Origin of the sequence: Psychroserpens sp. XS_ASV72 (assembly GCF_041224425.1) — a bacterium.
Classification (GTDB): domain Bacteria; phylum Bacteroidota; class Bacteroidia; order Flavobacteriales; family Flavobacteriaceae; genus Psychroserpens.
Genome location: NZ_JBGFGL010000080.1, coordinates 530172 through 542237, shown reverse-complemented (window position 1 = coordinate 542237; position 12066 = coordinate 530172). Strand labels below are relative to the sequence as shown.

Here is a 12066-nt window from a genome sequence, read left to right as displayed (position 1 = left end):
TGAATAAATTAATGTGCTTTATCAATTAAATTAATCTCCACTGCTCCAGTATCCCTAAGTAAATTGGTCAATTCCTTTTCATTTCCATGCACTGGTATTTCCATAAGGAAATGATCGTCAGTAGTTCTAGGATCTGGATTTTCAGCATTTTTGAAAGGCCACATTCTACTTCTTAAATAGAATGTAATCACCATAAGGTGAGCGGCAAAAAATACCGTAAGCTCAAACATAATTGGTACGAAAGCTGGCATGTTCTCCAAATAACTGAAACTAGGTTTTCCACCTATATTCTGCGGCCAATCTTGAATCATGATAAAATTCATCATCACAATAGCAACCGTCAAACCAACACATCCGTATAAGAATGATGTAATGGCAATTCGTGTTGGAGCCAATCCCATGGCTTTGTCTAATCCGTGAACCGGAAAAGGTGTATAGACTTCTTCAATGTGATGTTTTTCAGCTTTTACCTTTTTAACGGCAGCCATTAAAATATCATCATCATTGTAAATAGCGTGAATTACTTTTGAAGCTTCCATGTACTATTTGTTTATTAATTTTTTAGCTTGACCAGACCAATCATCACGTTCCGCTCTTCCTGGGAATAATCCTGTGATCTCATCAATTAAATCGTATTCTTTTTTGGTCATCTTGCTTACCTGTTGGAAGGTATAGATTCCAATACTGTTTAACGCTTCTTCCATTTTTGGACCTACACCACTGATCTTCTTTAAATCATCGGCAGTTTCAGTTTTAGAATCAAAAGACCCAACTGTTGACAACAAACTATTGATTTTATCTGAATTGTCAACCGTTAAATGTGATTCAGCTGTTTCCTTAGGTAATTTATGTACTGAGGTTCTTTCATCTGCACCTGTTCCAACTAAACTATCGCCTCGTTCTCTTATATTCTTATAACGTTGTCCAGATGATTTCAAAATTGTCTTTACTTCCGCTTGCGCAATCACAGGGAACGTTCGAGAGTATAACAAGAACAATACAAAGAAGAATCCGATGGTTCCGATGAAAATTCCAATGTCAACAAATGTTGGTGAGAACATCGTCCATGATGATGGCAGGTAATCTCTATGCAAAGAGGTAACGATAATCACAAAACGCTCGAACCACATTCCGATGTTTACCACAATAGAGATAAAGAATGAGAACATGATACTTGTACGTAATTTTTTGAACCACATGAACTGAGGAGAAAATACGTTACAGGTCATCATGGCCCAATATGCCCAAGCGTAAGGACCTGTTGCTCTGTTTAAGAACGCATACTGTTCGTACTCAACTCCAGAATACCATGCAATAAATAATTCAGTAATATAAGCCACACCAACAATTGAACCTGTAATCATGATGACAATGTTCATCAATTCGATGTGTTGCACTGTGATATAATCTTCAAGGTTACATACTTTACGCATGATAATCAATAAAGTATTTACCATCGCGAATCCAGAGAAAATCGCTCCAGCAACGAAGTATGGAGGGAATATGGTCGTATGCCATCCAGGAATTACAGACGTTGCGAAGTCAAAGGATACAATTGTATGTACTGAAAGTACAAGAGGTGTCGCTAAACCGGCAAGGACTAATGATACTTCTTCAAAACGTTGCCAATCTTTAGCTCTACCAGTCCATCCAAAACTTAATAAGGAATAGATTTTCTTTTGGAAAGGCTTAACAGCACGATCACGAATCATAGCGAAATCTGGCAAAAGACCTGTCCACCAGAACACCAATGACACCGATAAATACGTTGAGATTGCAAATACGTCCCAAAGTAATGGTGAGTTAAAGTTTACCCAAAGGGAACCAAATTGGTTTGGAATTGGTAATACCCAGTAACCTAACCATGGACGACCCATGTGAATAATTGGGAAAAGACCTGCTTGAACAACAGAGAAAATTGTCATTGCCTCTGCAGAACGGTTAATTGCCATTCTCCATTTTTGACGGAACAGTAAAAGTACGGCAGAAATCAAAGTTCCTGCGTGACCAATACCAACCCACCAAACGAAGTTAGTAATATCCCAAGCCCAACCAACGGTTTTATTTAAACCCCAAGTTCCGATACCTGTTGATATCGTGTATATGATACACCCAATTCCCCAAAGGAAAGCTACCAATGAAATTGAAAATACAATCCACCACGATTTATTCGCTTTACCTTCTACTGGAGCGGCCACATCAATCGATACATCATGATAGGATTTCTCTCCGGTAACTAAGGGTCTTCTAATAGGTGCTTCGTAATGAGACGCCATAATCTGTTATAATTGTTTCTTAATTAATTTTTATGCTTCAGTTGTATTTCTCACTTTAACATGGTACTGAACATTAGGTTTAGTACCGACACTTTCCAGTAAGTGATACATACGATCATCTTTCAAAAGTTTTGCAACTTTACTCTCTTTATCATTGATATCTCCAAATACCATTGCGCCACTACTACAAGCTGCAGAACATGCTGTTTGGAATTCTCCATCCTTAATTTCTCTTCCGTCGCGTTTAGCATCCAGAATTGTTTTCTGTGTTTTTTGGATACACATTGAACATTTTTCCATCACACCACGAGAACGTACCACAACATCTGGATTCAACACCATACGACCAAGATCATCATTCATGTGGTAATCGAACTCATCATTTTGAGCATATAAGAACCAGTTGAATCGTCTCACTTTATACGGACAGTTGTTCGCGCAATATCTCGTACCAACACATCTGTTGTATGCCATATGGTTTTGACCTTGACGACCATGTGATGTTGCTGCCACAGGACAAACGGTTTCACAAGGTGCGTGGTTACAGTGCTGACACATAACTGGCTGGAACGCAACTTGAGGATTATCCGCTGGATGTTCTAATTCTCCAAATCCACCAAGCGATCCTTTGTCTCCTGACAAACCAGAGAAGCCATCTTTTTTCTCATTATCTTCTTTGAAGGTATCTTCCGAAGAATAATATCTGTCAATACGCAACCAGTGCATATCTCTACTGCGTCTTACTTCTTCCTTACCAACTACAGGAACGTTGTTTTCAGCATGACATGCAATCACACATGCGCCACATCCTGTACAGGCATTTAAATCGATAGACAAGTTAAAGTGATGTCCAACCGAACGATCGAATTCATCCCATAAATCAACTTCTGGAGATGTTACAGGAGTTTCAACGTGGTTTAATGACACTTTTGGAATTGGATTCCAGTAATTCTTATCTTTAGTATTGAATATCTCAAGTGTTGTTTCTCTTATGATATCGCCACGTCCCATCAAGGTGTTTTGCAACTGAACACAAGCAAACTCATGCATTCCAGTGGCTTTTTCAACGGTCACGCTTTGTGCATTATTGAAGTCTTGATATAAAGGGTAGGCGTTAACACCTGTTTTCATTTCATCTTTTAATCCAGCTGTTCTACCATATCCAAAAGAAAGTCCGACAGACCCTTTTGCTTGACCTGGTTGAATGATAACTGGCACATTCTTAACCGTGACACCATTAACAGTTACATTGGCATAACTTCCGTTTAAAGCTCCAGTAGCTTCGTGCTCATTAACCAATCCTAAAGATTCGGCATCAGCAGAAGATACTGTTAAATAGTTATCCCAAGATGTTCTAGTTATTGGATCAGGAAACTCTTGCAACCAAGGGTTATTGGCTTGTTGACCATCTCCCATTCCTGTTTTAGCATACAATTGCAACTCCATTCCTGAAGTACTTGCTGAAGACGCCAATGCTCTTGCAGCAGCTCCAGCTGAAACTGCTGTTGCAGTAGCTGTATTGTTTGAACTTCTTGAGGTAGTTGTAGTCGTTGTTACGTATTCGTCTTTGTCTTCCTCTTTAAGTCCGACACCAACGGCAACATCATGAATAATACCTCCAACAAAGGTTCTATCTTTCTTATCTTTCAACTCAGATGTTGTAACCGTTTGAGAAGAAGATCCATTTGGTCCACTTCCAAAAACTCCAGGTACATATACACCATCTTGAACAGCCTTATTAAATGAGCTTGCCCCTAAAATAGAAGAACCCCAAACCTCTTTCATATATTCACGATAGGTTTTATCGTTATCGGTCCACTTTAATAAGGTATCTTGAAATTGTCTTGTATCAAACAATGGACGAATCGTTGGTTGCATCACACTGAAATGACCTTTTTTCATTTCAACATCTCCCCAAGATTCTAAGTAGTGAGGTGTAGCAGCAATGTAATCACACAATGAAGATGTTTCATCGGCCTTCATTGTAAAGCTTACAGACAAGTCTGTTTTTTCTAAACCTTCAGCAAAATCAGCTGCATTAGGCAAAGTATACATTGGGTTCACGCCATTCATAAGAATAGCACCAACTTTTCCAGCTTTCATATCGGCAACTAAACTCGATACATATTTAGCATTACCTTGTCTTGTTTTTATTGGCGTCTTAGGATCAAAAGCCTTGCTGCTTAAAGATTCATTGATAGCTAAGGCTACAGTTTGTGCATTAACATCTTGAATACCTGTAACCAAAACACCATTGCTTCCAGCTTTCTTTAATTCGTTAGCTGCATTTTGAACAGCTTGATTAATGTGCTCTGGTAACTCTACAGAGGCAGAACCACCAACCACTAAGCTATACAATTTAGCCAAGGCAAGTTTTTGTTGACTTGGAGTTAAAGGCACACGCTTATCGGCATTGGCACCTGATAATGACATATTGGATTCAAACTGAATATGTCTAGACATCTTGCCATTTTTAGGCACACGTCCCTTAGCATAACCAGAATCAAATCCGCCACCTTGCCAATCTCCTAGGAAATCAGCTCCAACAGAAACAATAGTTGTTGCTTTTGAAAAGTCATAATTAGCTAAGCCACGTTCTCCGTACTTCCCTTCAAAAGCATCTAAAGCAGCAGATTCAGAAACAGCATCATAAATGACATGACGAACATTTCCGTATTTATTAGCGAATTCAGAAATTAGTTTTGAAGTTGACGGACTTGCATAAGTCTGAGTCAACAACACGATTGGCTTTCCAGAAGCTTGAATATCTTTTAAAGCTTGACCAACTTCTACATCAAATGTTGACCAAGAAATAGCATTCTCTCCTTTCATAGGAGACTTTACTCTCATAATATCATATAAACCTAAAACTGAAGCATTGACTCTAGCATTGGCACTTCCATTAGTGGATGCTAAATCATTGTTTTCAATTTTAATAGGGCGACCTTCTCTGGTCTTAACCAAAACACTAGCGAAATCATAACCATCAGCAATAGTTGTTGCATAGTAGTTGGCAACACCTGGAATGATTTCCTCAGGTTGCACAACGTATGGTATCGATTTGATTACTGGTCCTTCACAAGCTGCCAAGGAAGCAGCTGCAGTACTAAACCCTACATATTTAAGAAAGTCACGACGTGTCGTAGAAGAAGATTCTAGAGATGTTTTATTACCTAAAAATTCATCTGTAGGAATCTCATTGACAAATTCATTCTGCTTTAGCGTCTCAACAATAGAACTGTTATCGTTCAGCTCTTCAACACTTTTCCAGTATTTCTTGTTTGATGACATATGATATAATTGAATTACTTCGTATTAAACTTTTAATAATGGCACTTTCCGCATTCCAAACCACCCATTTGAGCAGCTGTTAACTTTTCTACACCATATTTTTTAGATAACTCTTCATGTATTTTCGTATAGTAAGCGTTATCCTTAACATTTACTTCTGTTTCTCTGTGACAATTGATACACCATCCCATGGTTAGTGGTGAATATTGATACATCACTTCCATTTCCTCAACAGGTCCATGACATGTTTGGCACTCAACACCAGCTACAGATACGTGCTGTGAGTGATTAAAGTATGCGAAGTCAGGCAGATTATGAATTCGCACCCATTTTACAGGCTTTGTTTCACCAGTATATTTTTGCTCTGTATCATCCCAACCTACAGCCGCATACAGTTTCTTGATTTCAGCATTGTAATCAATACCATATTCTTTCAACCCTTCTGCTTGCGTTTCCTCTGCAACTTGATAAATTGATTTATGGCAGTTCATACAGATGTTCAATGATGGAATACCTGAATGCTTACTAACTCTAGCCGAAGAGTGGCAATACTTACAATCGATACCATTGTCTCCAGCGTGTATTCTATGAGAATAGTGAATCGGCTGCACAGGTTCGTAACCTTGATCTACTCCAATTTGAGATAAGTAACCGTACACAAAATAAGCACTTGCCAGTAACAGGAAGATAACAGACACCAATACTAAGAATTGGTTCTGAACAAATGCTTTCCAGATTGGAACGGTTTTGTCTTCATGTGTAATATCAATGCCTTTTGCTTCTGCAAAACGATTTAATGTTCTACGAACCAAAATCAAGGCCATGCCCAACAAGGCAAATAAAATTGCTAAAGCTCCTAAAATAAGTTTATTTGAAATACCTGTTTCAGACTGTGAACCGCCTTCGCCTCCACCTCCGTTAACTTCAACAGGCTCTGGTTTTGGTTGAGCTGTATAGGCCAAAATATCTGAAATATCTTGATCTGTCAACTGCGGGAAAGGAGTCATCGGTGTTTTGTTGTACTCGTTGAAAATCTGGTTTGCGTAAGCATCTCCAGTAGCGATTAACCCAGCACTGTTTCGAATCCATTTGTTTAACCATTCACGATCTAACCCTTGCTCCTCAGCAAGACGCGCTTCCACGTTACGTAACGCAGGTCCAGTCATTTTTCTATCTAACTGGTGACATGCAGCACACTGTGTATTAAATATAGTCTTACCTTTTGCAGGATCACCTTCTTGGGCAGTAAGTGAGGTGGAAATCGTGAGTAAAAAAACTAACCCTAAATTGAGAAAATTTGATGTTAGTTTACGGTATATCACCTGTATCATAGTGTTAGTTGAATTATCTTCTAAACTTTGGTATGATTTTTTCATCAAAGAATTTGAAAAAAACGTTTGTAAAATCTCACGCAAAAATAACACTTAAAGTGGATTTGCGAAATGTTAGTGAAGTGTTAATAGTTAATTTATAAAGATTCTAAATAAGATTTTAAACCTTAAAATCGTTGTCTATTTATAGCGAATGGGTTAGCTCTTAAAAAAAATCATTTTCTTTGTATAAAATTTAAAGTTATGGCCAGAATTAATAAAAAGGTTTTTGTTTCAATGTTAACATTGTTTTTGTTTTCATTTTTGAGCTATTCTCAAGATGGAACCGTAACCATTGATCAGGATAGCGATATTGACAAATTATTGGAATACAAAAAAGACATTGAAACCGTTAATTTGTTTAAAATCCAAATTTATTCTGGAACACGTTCTGGAGCAGAAAATGCCAAAAGGGCATTTTTAGACAGTTATTATGAATGGCCTGTAAGCATGGAGTATGATTCGCCAAACACTAAAATTTGGGTGGGCAATTTTAGAAGTCGATTAGAAGCCGACAAAGCGCTTTTGAAGATCAAAAAAAAATATATCAATGCGTTTATTTTTAAACCCAAAAATGACAAGAAGTAACTGTATAGCATAAAAAAAGGCGACCAAAGTTGGTCGCCTTTTTTTATTGATGAATTTTTATTTCAATTTCTTTTTTACCTCTACTTCTTGGAAGGCTTCAAGAACATCATCGATTTGAATATCGTTGTAATTCTTAAGTTGCATTCCGCAATCATATCCTTTAGACACTTCCTTAACATCATCCTTGAAACGCTTCAATGACACTAGTTCTCCTGTATGGATAACAACACCATCTCGAATCAATCGTATTCCAGAGTTGCGGTATATCTTACCACTAGTCACCATACATCCAGCAATGGTACCAATCTTAGAAATCTTAAAGGTCTCTCTAATTTCAGCAGTACCTGTAACCTCTTCCTTAAGTTCAGGAGATAACATGCCTTCCATAGCATCTTTAAGATCATTGATAGCATCATAAATAATAGAATAGGTTCTAATATCTATTTCTTCCTGTTCAGCTATTTGACGTGCATTACCCATTGGTCTCACGTTAAATCCAATAATAATAGCATCTGAAGCAGTTGCCAACAATACATCACTTTCAGTAATGGCACCAACTCCTTTATGGATGATATTTACTTGAATTTCATCAGTAGATAATTTCTGGAAGGAATCTGTTAGAGCTTCCACAGAACCATCCACGTCACCTTTCAAGATAATATTCAGCTCTTTAAAGTCACCTAACGCAATACGTCTTCCAATTTCATCTAAAGTGATATGACGTTGCGTTCTTACTGACTGCTTACGCTGTAATTGTGTACGTTTTGCAGCGATGGTTTTCGCTTCACGTTCATCTTCAAACACATTGAACTTATCACCAGCTTGTGGCGCACCATCCAATCCTAAAATTGAAACAGGTGTTGATGGTCCAGCAGCTTTTACCTCATTTCCACGCTCATCGTGCATAGCCTTCACTTTACCACTGTTCTTACCTGCCAATACGTAATCACCAACTCTTAAAGTTCCTGCTTGAACTAAAATAGTCGATACATATCCTCTACCTTTATCCAAAAAGGCCTCCACAACAGTACCATTAGCACTTTTATTCGGATTAGCTTTCAATTCCAATAATTCGGCTTCAAGCAATACCTTTTCCAATAACTCCTTAACGCCTGTACCATTCTTGGCTGAAATATCATGGGATTGGATTTTTCCACCCCAATCTTCAACCAATAGATTCATATTAGCCAATCCTTCTTTTACTTTATCGGGATTAGCACCAGGCTTATCAATTTTGTTGATTGCAAAAACAATTGGCACCTCTGCCGCTTGGGCATGCGCAATAGCTTCTTTGGTTTGTGGCATAATGGCATCATCAGCCGCAATCACAATAATTGCAATATCTGTTACTTGAGCACCACGAGCACGCATTGCCGTAAAGGCCTCGTGACCAGGTGTATCAAGAAATGCTATTTTTTGTCCGTTATCCAATTTCACACCATAAGCTCCAATATGTTGTGTGATACCACCAGACTCACCTGCAATCACATTTTCTTTACGGATATAATCCAATAACGACGTCTTACCATGATCTACGTGACCCATTACGGTCACAATTGGAGTACGTGGTTTTAAATCTTCAGGCTTATCTTCGACTTCTTCGATAGACTCTTCAATATCAGCCGTTACGAAATCTACTTCATATCCAAATTCATCAGCAACAACAGATAAGGTTTCAGCGTCTAAACGTTGGTTCATTGTAACCATCATTCCCAGCGACATACAAGCTGAAATAATTTCGGTAACCGATACATTCATCATTGTTGCCACTTCACTAGCAGTAACAAATTCGGTTACTTTCAATACTTTGCTTTCAGCTGCTTCAGCTTGAAGCTCTTTTTCGGTTTGTTCTCTATGCTGATCACGCTTTTCACGTCTGTATTTAGCCGCTTTACCTTTATTGGATTTCCCTTGAAGTTTTTCAAGCGTCTCTCTTACTTGTTTTTGCACTTCTTCAGCACTTGGCTCTTCCTTAACAACATTTGAGCGCCTTCCTTTACCTTTCTTTAAGTTGCCTTTGCCTTTATTTCCGAAGTTTTTCTCACCGGTTCCACCTTTGCTAATACGTCTTCTCTTCTTTTTACCACTATCAGAATCAGTCGATTTCTTGTCTTCTTTTTTCTTCTTAGGCTTATTGAATTTAGACAAATCTATTTTTTCACCTGCAATTGTAGGACCTGAGAGTTTTTTGTACTGCGTTTTTAGTTTATCATCAGCAGGCTTTTCTTCAACTTCTTTTTTAGGTTCTGCAGGTTTTTTAGCAGGCTCTTTTTTGGTTTCAGCCTTGACTTCCTCTTTAGTTGGCTTGGAAGCCTCTTCTTCTTTAGCCTCAGCAACAGGCTCTTCTTTCTTTTCAGCTTTTTTAGGGGCATCCAAATCAATCTTACCAACTTGTTTTGGACCACTTAAGTCAGCTTTAGCCTTAACAACTTTCTTAGCTTCTTCTTCCTTTTTAGCCTTCTCCTCTAATTCACGCTCACGCTGTTCACGCAGCTCTTCCTTTTCCTTGAGCTTAGCCTCACTAACCTCTTGCGATGCCATCTTCTTGTTGGCATCGGTTTGAAATTCATCGGAGAGCATTGCATAAACGTCTTCTGATATTTTTGTATTCGGACTTTTATCTATGTCGACACCCTTTGATTCCAAAAAATCAACAGCACGATCAATAGAAATATTGAGTTCGCGTAATACTTTATTTAATCTAGTTTGAGCCATAAATTGCTAATTGCTTGTAATATAACTTAAAAATATTTTATTCTTCAAATTCTTCCTTAAGAATACGAATGACATCAAGGATGGTTTCCTCTTCTAAATCGGTTCTTTTAACAAGGTCTTCAACATCTTGTTCCAAGACACTTTTTGCGGTGTCTAATCCAGCTTTACTGAACTCTTCGATGATCCAACCTTCTATTTCATCTGAAAACTCTTTTAACTCAACATCTTCTTCTGCACCTTCTCTAAAGACATCAATTTCATAACCTGTCAAGTGACCAGCCAATCTAATATTGTGTCCACCACGTCCAATCGCTTTTGACACCTCTTCTGGTTTCAACAACACTTCAGCACGTTTGTTTTCTTCATCAATTTTTATTGACGTCACACGTGCAGGACTTAGAGCTCTTGTGATAAATAGGTTAAGGTTATTAGTATAATTGATAACATCAATATTTTCATTTCCTAATTCTCTAACGATACCATGGATACGAGACCCTTTCATACCAACACAAGCTCCTACAGGATCAATACGATCATCATACGAATCTACGGCCACTTTAGCCTTTTCTCCAGGAATACGAACTACTTTTTTAATAGTGATCAAACCATCAAACACTTCTGGAATTTCCTGTTCAAATAATTTTTCAAGGAAAACAGGAGAGGTTCTTGACATGATAATTGCTGGCTTGTTTCCTTTAAGCTCAACACTCTCAATGATACCTCTGACATTTTCACCTTTTCTGAAAAAATCTGAAGGAATTTGTTTATCCTTCGGAAGGATAATTTCATTTCCATCGTCATCTAATAAAATGATTGCTCTATGACGAATATGGTGTACTTCAGCAGAATATATTTCTCCTTCTAAATCCTTGAATTGTTTATAAATATTGGTATTGTCATGCTCGTGGATTTTAGAAATCAGGTTTTGGCGCAATGCCAAAATTGAACGACGACCAAGATCAACCAACTTCACCTCTTCAGCAACATCTTCTCCAATTTCAAAATCAGGCTCGATTTTCTGGGCCTCAGACAAAGCGATTTCTTGATTTGGTTCTTCTACTTCGTCATCTGCTACAACCACTCTATTTCTCCAAATTTCCAAATCTCCTTTATCTGGATTGATAATGATATCGAAATTATCGTCATCGCCATACTTCTTTTTTAACGCATTCCTCAACACATCCTCCAAAATCGCCATTAACGTTACACGATCAATTAATTTTTCATCTTTAAACTCTGAAAAAGAATCAATTAACGCAATATTTTCCATTTCTATCTTGAATTAAAATTTTATTACTACTTGAGCTTTAGAGATCGTATCATAAGATAGTTCTGCTTGCTTCTTTACAGTTACTTTTCCTTTGCCAACAGGTTTTGGTTCTCTAGCTTTCCATTCTAGAAGAATTTTATCGTCATTGGCTTGGGTTAATTTTCCTTCTATGGTTTGGTCTTCAGAAGTAGTTACCTTCAAAAAACGACCAATATTTTTCTTATACTGTCGTTTATCAACCAAAGGCGATGTTGCTCCAGCAGAGTGCACCTCGATTGAAAAATCCTGTTCTTCACGGTCCAAATTGTGTTCAACCGCACGACTTATAAACATACAGTCTTCAACCAACACACCGTTATCGCCATCGATGACGATTCTGATTTGATTACTATCAGTGACCTCAAAATCAATCAAGAACAGATCTTTACGCTGTTCTAAACTATCCTCCAGTAAATTTTTTACGGTATCTCTGAACATTTTCAGTATAAAAAGAGCGGACTTTACGTCCGCTCATTATTCTTTTTTCTTCAAACAACGATGCAAATATACAACATTT

The 12066-nt window shown here is 37.8% G+C and carries 8 protein-coding genes; 1 reads left to right on the top strand and 7 read right to left on the bottom strand.

Annotation, left to right across the window (positions count from 1 at the left end):
- Positions 1-8: 8 nt before the first annotated feature.
- From AB9K26_RS13320 to AB9K26_RS13305, 4 genes are read right to left on the bottom strand one after another with little or no spacing between them, the layout of a single operon-like run.
- Positions 9-539: a DUF3341 domain-containing protein gene (locus AB9K26_RS13320; RefSeq protein WP_369973047.1), complete on the bottom strand. Its 531-nt coding sequence runs from the start codon at positions 537-539 to the stop codon at positions 9-11.
- Positions 540-542: 3 nt separating this feature from the next.
- Entirely contained in the window at positions 543-2276 is a 1734-nt protein-coding gene (gene nrfD, locus AB9K26_RS13315; RefSeq protein WP_369973046.1) for an NrfD/PsrC family molybdoenzyme membrane anchor subunit, read from the bottom strand.
- Positions 2277-2306: 30 nt separating this feature from the next.
- Positions 2307-5567 (bottom strand): TAT-variant-translocated molybdopterin oxidoreductase, encoded by a 3261-nt coding sequence (locus tag AB9K26_RS13310; RefSeq protein ID WP_369973045.1) that lies wholly within the window; start codon positions 5565-5567, stop codon positions 2307-2309.
- Between the two features lie 32 nt (positions 5568-5599).
- Entirely contained in the window at positions 5600-6898 is a 1299-nt protein-coding gene (locus tag AB9K26_RS13305; protein WP_369973097.1) for a c-type cytochrome, read from the bottom strand.
- A 243-nt stretch (positions 6899-7141) separates the two neighbouring features.
- Here AB9K26_RS13305 and AB9K26_RS13300 point away from each other — a divergent pair, with 243 nt between their 5' ends.
- The gene (locus AB9K26_RS13300) at positions 7142-7525 is read left to right on the top strand and encodes an SPOR domain-containing protein (protein WP_369973044.1); all 384 of its coding nucleotides are present in this window, start codon (positions 7142-7144) and stop codon (positions 7523-7525) included.
- 57 nt (positions 7526-7582) lie between these two features.
- On the opposite strand, the gene infB is transcribed toward AB9K26_RS13300, so the two are convergent.
- The 3 genes from infB to rimP are packed head-to-tail and all read right to left on the bottom strand — an operon-like array spanning position 7583 to position 11987.
- Complete coding sequence (infB, locus tag AB9K26_RS13295) at positions 7583-10240, bottom strand: translation initiation factor IF-2 (RefSeq protein WP_369973043.1); 2658 nt, start codon at positions 10238-10240, stop codon at positions 7583-7585.
- Positions 10241-10277: 37 nt separating this feature from the next.
- Entirely contained in the window at positions 10278-11510 is a 1233-nt protein-coding gene (nusA, locus tag AB9K26_RS13290; protein ID WP_369973042.1) for a transcription termination factor NusA, read from the bottom strand.
- Positions 11511-11522: 12 nt separating this feature from the next.
- On the bottom strand, positions 11523-11987 hold the full coding sequence (rimP, locus tag AB9K26_RS13285; RefSeq protein WP_369973041.1) for a ribosome assembly cofactor RimP: 465 nt from the start codon (positions 11985-11987) through the stop codon (positions 11523-11525).
- Positions 11988-12066: the final 79 nt, after the last annotated feature.